This is a genomic window from Rhodococcus sp. WAY2, from assembly GCF_009859915.1.
In the GTDB taxonomy this organism is placed as follows: Bacteria; Actinomycetota; Actinomycetes; order Mycobacteriales; family Mycobacteriaceae; genus Rhodococcus_F; species Rhodococcus_F oxybenzonivorans.
Window position 1 is genome coordinate 1,050,895 of record NZ_CP046572.1, and the last position, 16,099, is coordinate 1,066,993.

Annotated in this window: 14 protein-coding genes; 11 read left to right on the top strand and 3 right to left on the bottom strand. The window is 65.5% G+C overall.

Annotated elements, in window-relative coordinates; genetic code table 11:
• The first annotated feature begins 12 nt into the window (after window positions 1–12).
• The 9 genes from GFS60_RS04970 (at window position 13) to GFS60_RS05010 (ending at window position 9,645) form a co-directional block, all read left to right on the top strand.
• Window positions 13–1,188 carry an MCE family protein gene (locus GFS60_RS04970; RefSeq protein ID WP_159919303.1) on the top strand — a complete coding sequence of 392 codons (1,176 nt, stop codon included), beginning with the start codon at window positions 13–15 and terminating at the stop codon, window positions 1,186–1,188.
• Window positions 1,185–2,207, top strand: coding sequence for an MCE family protein (locus GFS60_RS04975; RefSeq protein ID WP_159919305.1), 1,023 nt, complete (start codon window positions 1,185–1,187; stop codon window positions 2,205–2,207). Before GFS60_RS04970 ends, GFS60_RS04975 begins: the two co-directional genes overlap by 4 nt.
• A gap of 2 nt (window positions 2,208–2,209) precedes the next feature.
• Window positions 2,210–3,259: an MCE family protein gene (locus GFS60_RS04980; RefSeq protein WP_109326918.1), complete on the top strand. Its 1,050-nt coding sequence runs from the start codon at window positions 2,210–2,212 to the stop codon at window positions 3,257–3,259.
• On the top strand, window positions 3,256–4,545 hold the full coding sequence (locus GFS60_RS04985; protein ID WP_159919307.1) for an MCE family protein: 1,290 nt from the start codon (window positions 3,256–3,258) through the stop codon (window positions 4,543–4,545). The genes GFS60_RS04980 and GFS60_RS04985 overlap by 4 nt, the downstream gene beginning before the upstream one ends.
• Window positions 4,542–5,786 carry an MCE family protein gene (locus GFS60_RS04990; protein WP_159919309.1) on the top strand — a complete coding sequence of 415 codons (1,245 nt, stop codon included), beginning with the start codon at window positions 4,542–4,544 and terminating at the stop codon, window positions 5,784–5,786. Before GFS60_RS04985 ends, GFS60_RS04990 begins: the two co-directional genes overlap by 4 nt.
• Window positions 5,783–7,195, top strand: coding sequence for an MCE family protein (locus GFS60_RS04995; protein WP_159919311.1), 1,413 nt, complete (start codon window positions 5,783–5,785; stop codon window positions 7,193–7,195). The genes GFS60_RS04990 and GFS60_RS04995 overlap by 4 nt, the downstream gene beginning before the upstream one ends.
• Before the next feature lie 191 nt (window positions 7,196–7,386).
• Complete coding sequence (locus tag GFS60_RS05000) at window positions 7,387–7,968, top strand: hypothetical protein (protein ID WP_236603376.1); 582 nt, start codon at window positions 7,387–7,389, stop codon at window positions 7,966–7,968.
• Window positions 7,965–8,501: a h domain protein gene (locus GFS60_RS05005; RefSeq protein WP_159919315.1), complete on the top strand. Its 537-nt coding sequence runs from the start codon at window positions 7,965–7,967 to the stop codon at window positions 8,499–8,501. The genes GFS60_RS05000 and GFS60_RS05005 overlap by 4 nt, the downstream gene beginning before the upstream one ends.
• A 145-nt stretch (window positions 8,502–8,646) precedes the next feature.
• A complete protein-coding gene (locus GFS60_RS05010) occupies window positions 8,647–9,645 on the top strand; it encodes an NAD-dependent epimerase/dehydratase family protein (RefSeq protein ID WP_159919317.1) in 999 nt (332 codons plus the stop codon).
• Here the strand turns inward: GFS60_RS05010 and GFS60_RS05015 are convergent.
• Both GFS60_RS05015 and GFS60_RS38540 read right to left on the bottom strand, forming a co-directional pair.
• Window positions 9,624–11,216, bottom strand: coding sequence for an alpha,alpha-trehalose-phosphate synthase (UDP-forming) (locus GFS60_RS05015; protein ID WP_159919319.1), 1,593 nt, complete (start codon window positions 11,214–11,216; stop codon window positions 9,624–9,626). The genes GFS60_RS05010 and GFS60_RS05015 overlap by 22 nt on opposite strands.
• Before the next feature lie 33 nt (window positions 11,217–11,249).
• Complete coding sequence (locus GFS60_RS38540) at window positions 11,250–11,423, bottom strand: hypothetical protein (protein ID WP_201453505.1); 174 nt, start codon at window positions 11,421–11,423, stop codon at window positions 11,250–11,252.
• Window positions 11,424–11,581: 158 nt separating this feature from the next.
• Between GFS60_RS38540 and GFS60_RS05020 the strand changes: the two genes are divergently transcribed.
• A complete protein-coding gene (locus GFS60_RS05020) occupies window positions 11,582–13,288 on the top strand; it encodes an ABC transporter ATP-binding protein (protein WP_159919321.1) in 1,707 nt (568 codons plus the stop codon).
• Complete coding sequence (locus tag GFS60_RS05025; RefSeq protein ID WP_159919323.1) at window positions 13,285–15,030, top strand: ABC transporter ATP-binding protein; 1,746 nt, start codon at window positions 13,285–13,287, stop codon at window positions 15,028–15,030. Before GFS60_RS05020 ends, GFS60_RS05025 begins: the two co-directional genes overlap by 4 nt.
• Window positions 15,031–15,088: 58 nt before the next feature.
• Here GFS60_RS05025 and GFS60_RS05030 read toward each other — a convergent pair whose 3' ends face one another.
• Complete coding sequence (locus tag GFS60_RS05030; RefSeq protein WP_159919325.1) at window positions 15,089–16,024, bottom strand: methionyl-tRNA formyltransferase; 936 nt, start codon at window positions 16,022–16,024, stop codon at window positions 15,089–15,091.
• Between the last annotated feature and the right edge of the window lie 75 nt (window positions 16,025–16,099).

The window sequence follows — 16,099 nt, forward strand, 5'->3', positions numbered from 1 at the left end:
GAGTGCCGGTAGATGACTGATTCGGGCGGAAAGAAGAAGCTCGCGGCTCTCGTCCTCGTCGCGGGTCTGCTGGCGATCATCGCCTTCTCGCTGGCCATGTTCAACGGCGCTTTCACGGAATCGACACCGGTCACGGTCACCTCCGACCGGGCGGGCCTGGTGATGGAACCGGACGCGAAGGTGAAGCTGCTCGGCGTCGAGGTCGGTCGCGTCGGCTCCGTCGAGCATGTCACCGACGGTGCCGAATTGAAGCTCGACATGTACCCCGACATGATGTCGCTGATCCCTTCCAACGCCGCGGTGGAGATCAAGTCGACTACCGTATTCGGCGCCAAATATGTCAACTTCGTCATGCCGGAAGATCCCGCCACCACGCATCTCGAACCGGGCGCCGTCATCGCCTCCGACAACGTCACCGTCGAGTTCAACTCGGTCTTCCAGCATCTGACGGATGTGCTCGATCAGATCGAACCCGAGAAGCTCAACGCGACGCTGGGGGCCATCGCCTCCGCGCTGCGCGGTCGCGGCGACGAACTCGGTGCCCTGCTCGAGCAGAGCGACCGCTATCTCGCCAAGGTGAACCCCAGTCTCCCTCAGTTGCAGGAGGATCTGGCGAAGGCCGCCGTGGTCACGAACGTCTACGCCGACACCGCCCCGGAACTGCTGCAAACCCTCGACAACGTGACCGCTACCAGCCGCATGGTGGTCGAGGAACAGGACAATCTCGACGCAGTGCTGTTGAACGCCACGGGATTGGCCGACACGGCGAATACGGTGCTGACCGACAACGAGCAGGGCCTGACGGACACCGTCGACCTCCTGCTCCCCACCACGGATCTACTGGCGGAATATTCGCCGGAGATCTCCTGCTTCCTCGTCGGCCTCAACAACGTCATTCCCCTTGCCGAACAACTCATCGGCGGCAATCAGCCGGGAATCGCGTTGAGTGCGAGCTTCATGTATGGCCAGGAGCCCTACAGTTACCCGGAGGATCTGCCGAAGGTGAACGCGTCCGGAGGACCCAACTGCGCCGGCCTCCCGAATCCTGATCCGAACGTGCACGCCAAGTTCCTCGTCGCTGACACGGGTACTGTGCCGTTCGTGCCGTCGACCGAAGTACAGGTACACATGCCGAAGGTCTTCCAGATTTTGTTCGCCGGTGTCTACCCGGAGCCGGGTGGGCAGTGACCGTGAGAAGCACAACCGTCAAGCTGGCGATCTTCGCGACCGTGATGACCCTGATCTTCGTGGGTCTCGCAGTGGTATTCAGCCAGTACCGTTTCAGCACGTCCAAGGACTACTCGGCGACGTTCGTCGATGTGTCCGGCCTCAAACCGGGTGACAAGGTACGCATTGCGGGTGTGCCGGTCGGCGCGGTCAAGAACGTGAAGATCGACGACGACAACCTTGCCGACGTGGAGTTCGACGTGGAGTCGAAGTACTCGTTGTTCGAGGGAACGAAAGCTACGGTCCGATACGAGAACCTCGTCGGTGACCGCTACATGGAACTCCTCGAGGGTGCGGGGTCGGTGGAGCCGCTTCCGGAGGGCGGGTCCATCCCGGTGGATCAGACATCGCCCGCACTCGACCTGGACCTCTTGCTCGGTGGGTTCAAGCCGCTCCTGCGTTCGCTGAATCCGCAGCAAGTCAACGATCTCTCGGCGGCGTTGGTGCAGGTCTTCCAGGGGCAGGGCGGCACACTCGTGTCACTGCTGGGCAGTACCAGTTCGTTCACCAACACACTCGCGGACCGCGACCAGTTGATCGGCGAGGTCATCACCAACCTCAACGAGGTTCTCGGAACCATCAACAACCGCGGTGATCAGTTCAGGTCCACTCTCGATCAACTGCAGCAATTGGTAAGCGGCCTCGCGCAGGACCGCGATCCGATCGGTGACGCCATCCCGAGGATCGCCGGCGGCACAGGAGACCTTGCGGAGTTGCTCGAAGGCGTCCGCCCGCCGCTGCAGAGCACCGTTGCGGAGGCGAATCGTACTGCGACACAGCTGCAGATGGGCGAAGAGACTCTCGATTGGGTGCTCCAGAACCTGCCGGACGCCTATCGCCGACTCATCCGAATCGGCACGTACGGCAGCTTCTTCCAGATGTACGTGTGCACGGTCAAGTTCAAGTTCACCGGACCGGAGGGCTCGGACCTGCTTCTCAACATGCCAGGCGGGCAGACAGCGGGGAGGTGTGCACCGTAACCATGAGACAAGAACGCAATCCCGTCCAGGTCGGGCTGATCGGTGTGGCAGTCTCCGCCATGATCGTGATCGCCACCCTCCAGTACGACCAGCTCCAGTTCCTCTCGGGCGGAACACATTACAATGCCATGTTCGAGGACGCCGGTGGCCTGATGGCAGGTGACACGGTCACCCTGGCGGGGGTCGACGTGGGCAAGGTCTCCGACGTCGAGCTGGACGGGCAGCACGTGCTCGTCACCTTCACTGTCGAGGACGGCATAGCACTCGGTGATGTGACCGAGGCGGATATCAAGACGAATACCATTCTCGGCCGCAAGTCGCTTGCGGTCACTCCGCGAGGAACGGAGACGCTGCCGGTGGGATCGACAATCCCGCTGGACCGCACCAATTCGCCCTACTCGCTCAACGATGCACTCGGTGACCTCACCACGACGGTCTCCGAGCTCGATACCGATCAGGTCAACGACGCGCTGAACGCGATGTCGGGTGCGCTCGAGAACACCCCTCCGGAGCTGCGCACCGCGCTCGACGGGCTGACCCGGTTGTCGGAAAGCATCAATTCACGCGACGAAACGCTGAAGCAGTTGCTCTCTCGCGCCGAGAACGTGACGGGCATACTCGCCGAGCGCAGCGGCCAGATCAACTCGCTGATCGTCGACGGCAACGAACTGCTGGGTGAACTCGACCGTCGCCGGGCCGCGATCAGCCAATTGATCGTGAACATCTCTGCGGTGTCGAGGCAACTGACGGGCCTGGTGCAGGACAACCAGGAGCAGATGAAGCCGACGCTCGACAAGCTGAACTCCGTGGTCGACATCCTCCAACGCAACAAGGACAACATTTCGCAGGCGCTCGACGGCCTCGCACCGTACGCGACGCAGCTGGGTGAATCTGTGGGGAGCGGACCCTTCTTCATGGCGTACGTCTACAACATCGGCATCGGCAACCTGCTGCAGGGGCTGAACGACGCGATCCTGTGGCCGGAGCATCTGCCGAACGACCTGCAGGCCTACCTGCAGACCGGGCCGTCCCTCGAGCTGAGGCCGCGATGACACACACAGAAGAAACCGGTGCGCGGAAGAAGTGGTGGATTCGCGGTGCGATCGCCGGCGTCGTGGTGGCCCTGATCGTCGGCGGCTTGGTCGTCATTCTGCCGCGACTGTTCGAGAACACCATCACCGCGTACTTTCCGACCACGACCGGCCTCTATTCCGGGGACGACGTGCGTGTGTTGGGCGTCAAGGTGGGCACTGTCGGCGAGATCGAGCCGGGTCCCGACTTCGCCAAGGTCACCATGAGCGTCGACAAGAGTGTGGACATCCCCGCCGACGCCAAGGCAATCATCGTTGCGCCGAGCCTGGTGTCCGGCCGGTTCGTCCAGCTGACGCCCGTCTATGCCGGGGGGCCGACCATGCAGGACGGTGCAGATATTCCGGTGGAGCGCACCGCGGTGCCGGTGGAGTGGGACGAGATCAAGTCGGAGCTGAACAAACTGTCCGAAGCGCTCGGACCGCAGGGCGCCGACCCGCAGGGATCGCTGGGAACGTTCATCGACACCGCAGCGAACAACCTCGACGGCAATGGTGAATCCCTGCGCAACACGCTGCGTGAACTGTCGGAGACCATGCGGACGCTGTCCGACGGACGGACCGATCTGTTCTCCACCATCCGGAACCTGCAAACATTCGTAGCAGCCCTGTCGTCGAGCAACGAGCAAATCGTGCAGTTCGAGGGACGGCTCGCCTCGGTGTCGAACTTGCTCGCCACCAATTCGGACGAACTCGGCACCGCCCTGGTCGACCTGGATCTCGCACTGGGCGACGTCAACCGGTTCGTCGTCGAGAACAGGGCCGCGCTCACCGAGCAGGTCGGCCGCCTGGCCGATGCCACCCAGGTGCTCGCCGACAAGCGACCGCAGCTGGAACAGACGCTGCACGTCGCCCCTACGGCATTGGCCAACTTCAGCAACATCTACAAGCCGGCGCAGGGGTCCTTGGTAGGAGCCGTGGCATTCGCGAACTTCGGCAACCCCGTCAACTTCATGTGTGGGGCGATCCAAAGTTTGCAAGCCAACGATTCCCAGCGCAGCGCCGATCTGTGCACGCAATACCTGTCGCCGGTGCTGAACTCGCTCACGATGAACTACCTGCCCATTCTCAGCAATCCCACGACGGGTGTGAACGCGTTCCCGGATCAGCTTCAGTACAGTCCGCCGAGCCTGGCCGGATCGGTACCCCCGCGGTCCGCACCGCCGGCGACGGGTGCGCTGGCCGGAATACCGACCGTCGCGGTGCCGAGGGACTTGAACGACCTGCTGCAGCCGGGAGGTGGACGATGACCGGGTTCGGGAGCAGACACGTGCGGGGTGGCGGGATCGCGGCCGGGGTGCTCGCCTTGTCGCTGACCATGACCGGCTGTGAGTGGGAGGGTCTCAATTCGCTTCCCCTTCCGGGAACGGAAGGCACCGGCGGTGACGCGTACACCGTCGAGATCGAGATGCCCAATGTCACCACTCTCTCGCAGAATTCACCGGTCCGCGTCAACGACGTCACCGTGGGTACCGTCACGGGAATCGACGTGAAGGACTGGCACGCGCAGGTGACCGTCTCGTTGAACAACGACGTCGAACTGCCCGCCAATGCGACCGCCAAGATCGGCCAGACCAGCCTCCTGGGCTCGCAGCATCTCGAGTTGGCGCCGCCCACCGACGCGGAGCCCGAGGGCCGGTTGGCGGAAGGGGACGTGATCCCGATCGAGCATGCAGGGGCATACCCGACGACGGAGCAGACGCTGTCGTCTTTGTCTGTGGTTCTGAACGGCGGAGGTATCGCCCAGATCAGGGACATCACCGAAGAATTGAACGCTGCACTCGGCGGGCGAGAGGCCGAGGTCCGTGACCTGCTTCCACAACTCGACCGGTTGGTCACGAGCCTGGACCGACAGCGCGGCGACATCATCGGTGCCATGGAGGGGCTCGATCGACTCTCCGTCACCGTCAACCAGCAGAAGCCCACACTCGAGGCAGCGCTCGACGACATCCCACCTGGCTTGGAAGTGCTTGTTGCGCAGCGTCAGGATCTGACGACGGCGTTGGTGGAGCTCGGCAAACTCAGCGACACCGCGACCCGTCTCGTCGAGAGCAGCGGGGAAGAGCTGGAACAGAACCTGCGTAACCTCACACCGGTGCTCGCGGAACTTGCCAATTCGGGCAGCGCACTCACCGACGTCCTGACCCTGATGCTCACCTACCCGTTCCCGATGAGGACGATGGACAAGGCCATTCGAGGCGACTACGCGAACCTGATGATGACCGTCGACCTGAGTGCGGCGAGGGTCGACAGCAACTTCCTGACCGGTACGGCCCTGGGTGGATCACTCGGTGGAGTGGAGGGAGCTGTCGGTTCGCTCGCGGGTGTGGCCGGACAGTCCGGCGACCCGCTGCAGATTCCGCTGCTGCCCGCCCCTCCGCCGGCACCGAAACCCCCGCAGGCACCCGCTCTCCCCGGCCTGCCGCAGATTCCCGGTCTCCCGCAGATTCCCGGCCTTCCGCCGCAACTGGGAGGGGCCCCGGCACCATGAGAAAATTCGTTCGTATCCAGTTGATCATCTTCTCGATCCTCACGGTGATCGGCCTCGTGGTGATGTCGATCCAGTATGTGAAGGTGCCGGTCATGTTCGGCATCGGGCGCTACGACGTCGTGGTGCAACTGCCGTCCACCGGAGGGCTGTACTCCCACGCCAACGTTGCTTACCGGGGAACCAATGTCGGTGTCGTCGATCGTGTCGTGCTCACCGACGACGGGGTCGAGGCCCAGCTGTCGCTCGACAGCAGCTACAAGATTCCCGCCGACGTCGACGCAGTGGTGAAGAGTGTGTCGGCCATCGGCGAGCAGTACGTCGACCTGATTCCGCGGACGTCGGAGGGCCCGGATCTTGCGGACGGTGACGTGATTCCACGGGATCGGTCCGCCGTACCGCAGGATGTCGGCGAGATGCTCGATCAGGCCGACGCGCTGTTGGCCAGTATCTCCGATACTCGGTTGCAAACGGTGATCGACGAGGCGTTCACCGCGTTCAACGGTTCCGGCCCCGACCTCCAGCGGCTCATCGACTCGGCTCGTCTCTTCGTCGAAGAGGCGGATGCCAACAGCGACGAGACGATAGACCTGATCGAACAGATCGGCCCACTGCTCGATACGCAGACCGTCAGCAGTGACGCCATCCGGTCCTGGACCCAGGACCTTGTCACCTTCACCGATCAGCTCCGGGCCAGCGACGCCGATATCAGGGGAGTGCTCGAGAAGGGTCCCGGGACGGCCGTCGAAGCCACCCAGCTTTTCCAGGAGTTGCAGCCCACCCTGCCGATCCTGCTGAGCAACCTGGTGAGCGTCGGGCAGGTCGGCGTCATCTACAACAAGAGCATCGAGCAAGTTCTCGTCATCTACCCACCGTTGACCGCCGCGCTCGTCACCGCCGCCAAGGGCGGACCGGTCGAGGACGGCGCGATCGTGGACTTCGCCCTGGAACTCCACGATCCGCCCGCGTGCACCACAGGTTTCCTGCCGGCGGATCAGCGGCGCACTGGCGATCAGACCGAACCTATCGCGACTCCGAACGATCTGTATTGCAAGGCGGCGCAGGATGATCCGTCGGTCGTCCGTGGTGCGCGCAACCTGCCCTGCATGGAATACCCCGGTCGCCGGGCGCCGACCGTGCAGGCGTGCCGGGACGGGTGGGAGGCCGCGGGTAACAACCCACCGTACGGGCCGATCATGCCGCCGGATGTACCCTCGTATACGGCCGTTCCTGTTATCCCCAGTTCCTACGAAGGATCACCGAGTGGGCCGGTCGCGGCCGTCCCGTACGACCCGGGAACGGGTAGCTTTGTCGGTTCGGATGGTAAGACGTACACCCAACCGGATCTGGCGTCAGGATCGCCGAGAAAGGACTCGACGTGGCAGACGATGATGACAGGTCAGCAGATTTGAGTTCATCGACACAAGAGCGTGCCGCTGACGCGGTGGGGGAGGACTCCCCGGCACGGAAGGAGCGCAGCAGGCGGCGAGCGGTACGTCACGCGGGTCCACCGGTCGGTGAGACCGGAACGCCGCAACCGGTCGTATTGGCGAAGTCCAGCGACGCGCACCCTGCTACAGCGCCCCAGCCCGAGCGTGAACCGGTGACAGAGACGATCTCGACGAAGAAGGCGGCCGCCGAGGGTGCCGTCAAGTCGAGCGGGGCATCGCCACCGCCCGAAGACGAGAAGAGAACGCGTCGTTCGCGGAAGTCGCTGATCGCCTACGGTGCGGTCGCGGTCGTCGTTCTCGCCTTGGTCGTGGCCGCCGTCGTCCTGCTGCTCGACCAACGGTCGGCGCGCGAACGAGACGACCGGCGCCAGGCCTTCATCGACACGGCGCGACAGACCGTACTGAACCTGACGACGATTCATCCGGAGACCGCGGAAGAAGATGTCGACCGAATCCTTGCGGGTGCGTCAGGAGCCTTCCTGGCCGAATTCCAAGGCAGGGAAGACCCGTTCGTCGGTGTGGTCCGCGACGCCAACGTCACCACCGAGGGCGAAGTCCTCGAAGCGGGAATCCAGAGCGAGACAGACATTTCGGCCGACGTGCTCGTCGCGGCCCGCACCATGGTCACCAGCACCGAACAGCCCGAGCCGTCGCCGCGTGACTTCCGGATGCGGGTGACCGTCAGTGACGACAACGGGAAGTTGACCGCATCGAAGGTGGAGTTCGTCCCATGACCGACAACGACGTCGACACGTCAACAGAACAACGGCGAAAGCTCCCGGCCGTCACCAAGGCGACAGCGTTGAAGATCGTGACGGCGCTGGTGATCGTCGCCCTCGCTGTCGCCGTGGGTTTCCTCTGGTACGGCCATCGCCAGGACCAATTGGCCGAACAGGCCCGCTCCGAGGCGGTCGACGCGGCGAGCAGGCAGGCCGTTGCGATGCTGGCGTACGACTTCGCCAATGTCGACAGCCAATTGGCTGCTGCGGCAGACGGAATCACCGGCTCGTTCCGCGACGAGTACACCGCCCTGGTGGAGGAAACCATCGCTCCCGGGGCCAAGGAGAAGCAACTGACGGTTCAGGTGACCGTGCAAGCCGCCGCACCGGTGTCGACCACTCCCACCGAGGCGGTGGTCCTGCTCTATCTGAACCAAACCACTACCAGTGCCGAAGCACCGGATGCTCGCACGTCGGGTAGCCGGGTGCGGGTCTCGCTGCAGAAGGTCGACGACCGCTGGCTCGTCGATCAACTCACCCCTGTGTAGCGATGTCGACTGTGTAGCGGTAATCCGCACCCGAGTCGCGCGGACCTTCACAAAGTGAAACATGTTCTAGTACTGTCGGGGCTTCCGGGCCGACTGCGACGCATCACGTTGTGTCGCAGGGCCACAACCGAACGGGGAGTCGTCGATGAAAGTTGCTGTAACCGGGGCCGCGGGATTCGTGGGCACCAATCTGCTCGATCTCCTGGTCCGATCGGGGCACGAGGTGACCGCCATCGACCGCATCCGTTCCGAGCACGCTCCCGAGGGAGTCACCTGGATGAACGGCGACGTGCTCGACGTGGAATCGATGAAGAGGGCCCTGGACGGTGTCGAGGTGGTCTATCACCTCGTCGCCATGATCACCCTCGCACAGAAGGACGATCTGGCGTGGACCGTCAACACCAAGGGTGTTCGCACCGTGGCCGAGGCTGCGCTTGCCGTGGGTGTGCGGCGGATGGTCCATTGCAGTTCCGTGCACTCGTTCGATCAGAGCAACTGCGGGGGAGTGCTCGACGAGCAGTCGCCGCGATCCGTGGACGCGTCGATCCCGGTGTACGACAGGTCGAAATGGGCCGGTGAGATCGAACTGCGTGCGGTGATCGAGACCGGTCTCGACGCGGTGATCTGCAACCCCACTGGGGTGTACGGCCCCGTGGACTATGGTCTCTCCCGCGTAAACAGTTTGCTACGCAACGCTGCTCGTGGCCGGGTGCCTGCCGCGGTGCACGGAGCGTTCGACTTCGTCGACGTTCGCGACGTGGCCGCCGGGTTGATCGCCGCGGGGGAGAAGGGGCGGACGGGGGAGAACTATCTGATCTCGGGGCACATGCTGGGCATGCACGACGCCGTGCGGAAGGCCGCCCGAGCGGCAGGTCGGCGTGGACCGATGTACTCGTTCCCCCTCAGCGTGATCGAACGAGTGCTGCCCCTCGCAGAACCCATCGGAGCCAGGTTCGGCTCCGACGTGCTGTCCCGGTCGGCGATGGCGGCGCTGCTCGCGGCACCGGTCATCGACGGTGCGAAGGCAGCGTCCGAACTGGGGTACGTCCCTCGTCCCGCCGACGAGACGATCCGCGACCTCGTCGCGTTCCTGGTCACGTCGGGTCAGCTGGGACGCCGCAGTCAGTTGTCCTCGGTCGTGTAACCGGCCTCGCCGGCCTCGGTGATGTGGTCCGCCTCGTCGGCCTCGGCGGCGTACTTGGCCTCATCGGCCTCGGCCGGCGCGATCAACGCCGGCCCGGCCGCACCGCTGTGCGACAGTGCGTCGAGGAATGCCTTCGCCCAGCGGTCGACGTCGTGCGCGAGCACCTGCCGACGCAGCGCACGCATGTGCCGGCGACCGCTTTCGTGCGGCTGGTTCAACGCCTGTTCCATCGCGTCTTTGACACCGTCGAGGTCGTGCGGATTGCAGAGGAAGGCCTGCCGGAGTTCGGCCGCCGCCCCGGTGAACTCGCTGAGCAGGAGGGCGCCGCCGAGATCGCTGCGGCAGGCCACATACTCCTTGGCGACGAGGTTCATGCCGTCGCGCAGTGGCGTCACGAGCATCACGTCGGCGGCCACGAAGAAGGCGATCAGTTCTTCGCGCGGGATCGGGCGATGGATGTAGTGCACCACCGGCCGGCCGACCTCGCTGTATTCGCCGTTGATGCGCGACACCTTCCGTTCGATGTCGTCGCGCATCTGGACGTAGCTGTCGACCCGCTCGCGGCTGGGCGTGGCCAGCTGGACCAGCACGGTGTTCGCCGGGTCGACCCGGTGTTCGTCGAGGAGTTCGTGCAGCGCAGCAAGGCGGACGTCGATGCCCTTGGTGTAGTCGAGTCGATCGACGCCCAGCATGATGTGCTTCGGGTTGCCCAGTTCCTTGCGGATCTGTCTCGCACGGTCGCGGATCGACTTGGAACGTGACTGTTCGTCCAGCTCGCCGGAGTCGATGGAGATGGGGAACGCCCCCACGCGGACCGTCCGCCAACCGACCTGCACGACACCGAGCTTGGAGCGGACACCGACAGTGCCGCGCGACGTCGGCTGGCCGGCGAGGCGTCGAGCGAGGAACAAGAAGTTCTGCGCACCACCCGGGAGGTGGAAGCCGATGAGATCTGCACCGAGAAGTCCCTCGACGATCTCGGTCCGCCACGGCATCTGCATGAACAGCTCGACCGGCGGGAACGGGATGTGCAGGAAGAAGCCGATCGTGAGGTCGGGGCGGAGCATGCGCAGCATTTTCGGCACGAGCTGCAGCTGGTAATCCTGGATCCAGACGGTGGCACCCTGCGCCGCCGCCTTGGACGTTGCCTCCGCGAACCGCCGGTTCACCTCGACGTAGGCGTTCCACCAGTCGCGGTTGTACTCCGGCTTCACGATCACATCGTGGTAGAGCGGCCACAGGGTGGCGTTGGAGAAGCCCTCGTAATAGTCGCGGATTTCGGCGCCGCTCAGCGGGACGGGATAGAGCTCGAGCCCGTCCTCGACGACCGGCTCCAGATCGGCGTCTGCGACACCCGCCCAGCCGACCCATGCACCCTTGTTGCGGCGAAGGATCGGCTCGAGCGCGGTGACGAGTCCGCCTGGGCTCCGCTTCCACTTGGTGGTGCCGTCCGGCAGCCGCTCGAGATCGACAGGGAGTCGATTCGCCACGACGACGAAGGTGGCTTGCCCGGAGACAGGGTCAGATGTCGAACTCGATGACGAAACTGACGATTCCGAGCTGAGTGCCACGGGCTTCCTTCGCGGTCGAAGTGGATGAAATTATCAGTCGAGCTTGGCGGTGGGCCCGATTCCGAGCATCGAGAGCAGCATCCTGCACTCGTCGGCGTCCTCGGCGTATGCAGCGACAACGCGCTGTGCCTGGCGGGCGGTCTCGTCGGCCAAGGGTTCGAGATCCTCGTCCGCGATGTCGGTCTCGGCGGTCGTGTTCGCGGCCATTCTTGTCCTCTCGGGGGCTTGCTGCTGCGTCAACGCAGTAGTTCGTATCGGCGACTCTATGAGAACCGGGCACGTCGACGCTAGTTGCCCTTCCGATAGTGTTCCTCTAGTTAGGGTCTGCTTACTTGCCGGGAACCGTCAGGGTGGGAGTTGTCTGCGTGAAGACTGGTGGCGCCGCAATTCTGCGTCGAGCTCTGGTGCGCAATCGTGTGCGCCTGGGTATCGGCACAGTTCTGGTCTGCCTGCATCAGGTGGCCGAAACGCTCGTGCCGATCGCAATCGGCGTCATCGTCGACCGCGCGGTCGCGACGGGCGATACGTCGGCGCTGGTGATCTGGCTGTGTGCTCTTGCCGTGCTGTTTGTCGTTCTCACCACAGCGTGGCGGTTCGGTGCCCGATTCCTCGTGCTGGTGATGCAGAACGAGGGACACCGGCTGAGGATGGAGGTGGCGCACCGAATACTCGACCCCCGCGGCGTGCGCACCGACCTGCGCGCCGGGGAGTTGCTCTCGGTGTCCTCGACCGACGCAGATCGGTCCGCCTTCATCGCGGACATCGTGCCGCGCGCGGCCTCGGCCCTCACGGCAGCCGTCGGCTCGGCGGTCGCCCTGCTACTCATCGACGTCCCCCTCGGACTTGCGGTCCTCGTCGGAACGCCCGTCATCCTCGGTCTCCTGCAACGTGCCGCCCCGCTCATCACCCGACGAGCCACCGACCAGCAAGCCGCCGTCGCGCGGGCCTCCGGCATGGCCACCGACCTGGTGAGTGGGCTTCGTCCCCTCCGCGGGATCGGCGCCGAGGACGCTGCGTCGCAGCGTTACCGCAGCGCGAGCCGGGACGCCCTCGACGCGACCCTCCACACCGCGCGAAGCTCGGCGGTGTTCACCGGGGTGTCGATGACCGTCAGCGCACTGCTCGCCGTCGGGATCGCGGGATTCGCGGGTTGGTTCGCCCTGGAAGGGCGGATCACGATCGGGGAACTGATCACCGTGGTCGGCCTCTCACAGTTCTTCATCGAACCGCTCGGCGTCCTGGCGGGTCTGCCGGGATCTCTCGCGCTCACCCGGGCATCGGCAGATCGGGTGGCGTTGGTCCTGGACGCCGAACCGCTGTTGCCTGCGGGTTCCGGACTCATCCCGGCCGGCAGCGAGCTGTCGTTGTCGGGCGTGAGCTACCGGTCTCTCACAGCGCTGGACCTTCGCGTCGGGTCCGGTGAGTTACTCGGCGTCGTCGCCTATCGGCCGCAGGACGCCGAGGCGTTGGCCGCGCTGCTGTCGGGGCAGGTTCCGCCCGAGCGCTACGAGGGCGAGGTGACCGTCGGCGGTGTTCGACTCTCGGATGCCGATTTGGGGCACGCGCGGCGGACTGTGCTGGTCGAACCCCACAACGGTGACCTGTTCTCCGGAACGGTGGCGTCGAACGTGACCGCAGGCCGGCCGGATGCGCCGGAATCCGAGGTCCAGGCGGCGCTGCGGGCGTCCGCAGCGGTCGATGTCATCGATGCACACCCGGACGGTCTCGACCACGAGGTGACCGATCGCGGGGCGTCGTTGTCCGGCGGGCAACGCCAGCGCGTTGCGCTCGCCCGGGCGCTGATGAGGAGGTCCCCGGTGCTGGTGCTGCACGACCCGACGACGGCGGTGGACGCGGTGACCGAACACATGATCGCCGGAGGAATCGCCGACTCGAGGCACCACGACTCCGCTGGCAGCGGCCAGACGACCATCCTCCTCACGAGCAGTCCTGCGTTGCTGTCGGTGACCGAACGCGTCGTCGTCCTCGACGAGGGAACGGTCGTCGCCGAGGGCACGCATGCACAGTTGGCCGCCGACGATGCGCACTACCGGCGGGCGGTGCTGCGATGAGTGAACTGCTCCCCATCGCGTCCGCACGCGACACCTGGGTATGGCTGAGAACCGAGCTGGGCCGGCGGCGCGGACGAAGCCTGCTCACCCTGCTCGTGGCGGCCTCTGCCGCCGGGATGGCACTGGTGCCCGTCTACGTGTTCGGTGTGCTCGTCGACCGAGTGCAGGACGGCGCCCCACCGTCGACGATCGGGTGGGTGGTCGCGGTGATCGCCTCGGCCGCTGTGATCGGCGGAGTCTGCGCCGGCTGTGCGTCGTTCCTCATCCGGAGTCTCGGCGAGGGCATCCTCGCGGACCTGCGGGAGCGGACCGTCGACCGGGCGCTACGGCTTCCGGTGCAGACGATCGAACGCGTCGGCAAGGGCGACTTGCTGTCCCGGGTGGGCGACGATGTGGCGGTGATCGGCAAGGCCGTGAGCGATGTGGTGCCCAACCTCGTGACGGCGATACTTCTGGTGCTGCTGAGCATCGTCACGATGCTGGGCATCGACTGGCGTCTCGGGCTCGCAGGCATGGTGGCCTTGCCGATGTATGCGCTCGCGATGCGCTGGTATCTCCCGCGGTCGGCTCCGGTCTACGCGAGCGAACGTGTGGCGATGGGCGAGCGCTCGCAAGCGCTGATCAGCAGCATGCAGGGTGCCCGCACGGTGCGGGCCTACGGTCTCGAAGACCTTCACCTCGGGCAGATCGACGACGCCTCGCGGAAAACCCGGAATCTGTCCGTCGGCGTGTTCGCGCTGTTCACCCGCTTCGCCGGTCGCGGCAACAGAGCCGAATTCGTCGGTCTGGCCACCATCCTCGCCGTGGGCTTCGCGCTGGTGCAACGCGACCTCGTGACAGTCGGGCAGACCACCACGGCCGCTCTGCTCTTCCACCGATTGTTCAATCCGATCGGCATGCTCATGTACACCTTCGACGAGGTGCAGTCGGCGGGCGCAAGCCTCGCGCGGCTCGTCGGGGTGGTGGCTCGGCGTGACGAGGCGGGTGGCGTCGCAGGCGTCCCGGCTGCTGCCGAATCGACCCTCGACCTGGTCGAAGTCCGGCACACCTACGACGGCGAGCACGAGGTGGTGCACGGCATCAGCCTGCGCGTCGAGCACGGCGAACGAGTCGCACTGGTCGGGTCGACAGGGGCCGGGAAGACCACTGTCGCAGCGATTGCCGCCGGGTCGATCGTCCCGACGTCGGGTTCGGTGCGCATCGGGGGCACCGCGCTGTCGGAGTTGTCGCCGCGCGAACTCCGCCGTCGGGTGGCCATCGTCAGCCAGGAGGTACACGTATTCGCTGGGCCTCTCATCGACGACCTGCGCCTGGCGGCCCCCGGCGCGTCCGAGGAGGACGCGGCGATGGCACTGAAGACGGTGGGTGCGGCCGACTGGGTGAACGCGCTCACCGATGGTGTCCGCACCGTCGTCGGCGAGGGTGGGCACGAACTGACTGCGGCGCAGGCACAGCAGTTGGCGCTGGCCCGCCTCGTCCTCGCCGATCCCGCGGTCGCCGTCCTCGACGAGGCAACTGCCGAGGCCGGCAGCGCCGGGGCGCGGGACCTCGAGGCATCCGCCGAGGCCGCGACCCGCGGTCGGACCACGCTGATCGTGGCGCACCGGCTCACCCAGGCCGCCACTGCCGACCGCGTCGTCGTGCTCGAACACGGCCGGATCGTGGAGGAAGGACCGCACTCTGCACTCGTCGACGCCGGCGGCCGCTACGCGCAGCTCTGGTCGGCGTGGGAGGGGCGGTAGGCGCTCCGCGCTCGTGCGCCTTTCTGGTTGTGGGAACTACCAGAAAGGCGCACGGGCGTCAGCCTAGGTAGCCGCCGCCGTGGGGGAAGAACTCGGTGCCGGCCAGCTCGGTGCCGTCGTCGAGGCGGACGCGCCGGATCTTGAGTCCCTTGTTCTTGCCGGTGCGGGCGTCGGGTCCGGCGACGATGACCATGCCGTCGCCTTCGTGGATGAAGACACGCCCGGGGGTTCCGCCGTAGTTACCCTCGGACACTGCGGCCTCGAGGATTCTGATGCGCTGGCCCTTGTAATGGGTGAACGCGTTGGGATATGGGTCGGACTGCGCGCGGACCAGCCGCTCGATGGCGTCGGCCGGCCAGGTCCAGTCGATGCGACTGTCCTCGGGCGCCCGCTTGTGGAAGAAGGTGGCCTGCGAGCGGTCCTGCGGTGTCCAGTCGGTGCGGCCGGACGCGATGAGGTCGAGGGCGTCGAGGGTGATCGGTCCGATCATGTCGACGGTGCGGTGGAACAGGTCGGTGACGGTGTCCGTGGGTCCGACCGGGGTGGACCGCTGCAGGACGATGTCGCCTGCGTCGAGTTCCTCGTCCATGAGGTGCGCGGTGAGCCCGACCTCGTCTTCACCGTTGATGAGCGCCCAGATGAGCGGTGAGAATCCCGTGTACTTGGGCAGGAGGGAGTCGTGAATGTTGAGGGTGCCGTAGCGGGGCGAGTCGAACACGTCCCGCGGCAGCCACGTGCGCCAGTTGTTGGCGACGATGATGTCGGGGTCCGCTTGTTTCAGGGCCGCCTTGAAGTCTTCGTCGGGCTTGTTCGCGATATGAACGGGGACGCCGTGCTCGGTGGCCAGATCTGCGACGGAGTCGGCCCACATCTGTTCGTAGACGTGCTCGCTCTTGGGATGCGTGATCGCAAGGACGACCTCGTGCTCCGACTCGAGCAGGGCCTTCAGGGTACGGTGACCCCAGGTTTGATATCCGAGTGTGGCGACTCTCAACGCGGTCCTCCTGGACGAGCTTGACGATCAGCGCCGCACAGAAGCGGCAGCAATGCGAGCTTAGGCTATCCAACC

Coding starts and splice junctions, on each gene's coding strand:
- GFS60_RS04970 (WP_159919303.1), top strand. CDS start 13: ATGACTGATTCGGGCGGAAAGAAGAAGCTCGCGGCTCTCGTCCTCGTC.
- GFS60_RS04980 (WP_109326918.1), top strand. CDS start 2,210: ATGAGACAAGAACGCAATCCCGTCCAGGTCGGGCTGATCGGTGTGGCA.
- GFS60_RS04985 (WP_159919307.1), top strand. CDS start 3,256: ATGACACACACAGAAGAAACCGGTGCGCGGAAGAAGTGGTGGATTCGC.
- GFS60_RS04990 (WP_159919309.1), top strand. CDS start 4,542: ATGACCGGGTTCGGGAGCAGACACGTGCGGGGTGGCGGGATCGCGGCC.
- GFS60_RS04995 (WP_159919311.1), top strand. CDS start 5,783: ATGAGAAAATTCGTTCGTATCCAGTTGATCATCTTCTCGATCCTCACG.
- GFS60_RS05005 (WP_159919315.1), top strand. CDS start 7,965: ATGACCGACAACGACGTCGACACGTCAACAGAACAACGGCGAAAGCTC.
- GFS60_RS05010 (WP_159919317.1), top strand. CDS start 8,647: ATGAAAGTTGCTGTAACCGGGGCCGCGGGATTCGTGGGCACCAATCTG.
- GFS60_RS38540 (WP_201453505.1), bottom strand. CDS start 11,423: ATGGCCGCGAACACGACCGCCGAGACCGACATCGCGGACGAGGATCTC.
- GFS60_RS05025 (WP_159919323.1), top strand. CDS start 13,285: ATGAGTGAACTGCTCCCCATCGCGTCCGCACGCGACACCTGGGTATGG.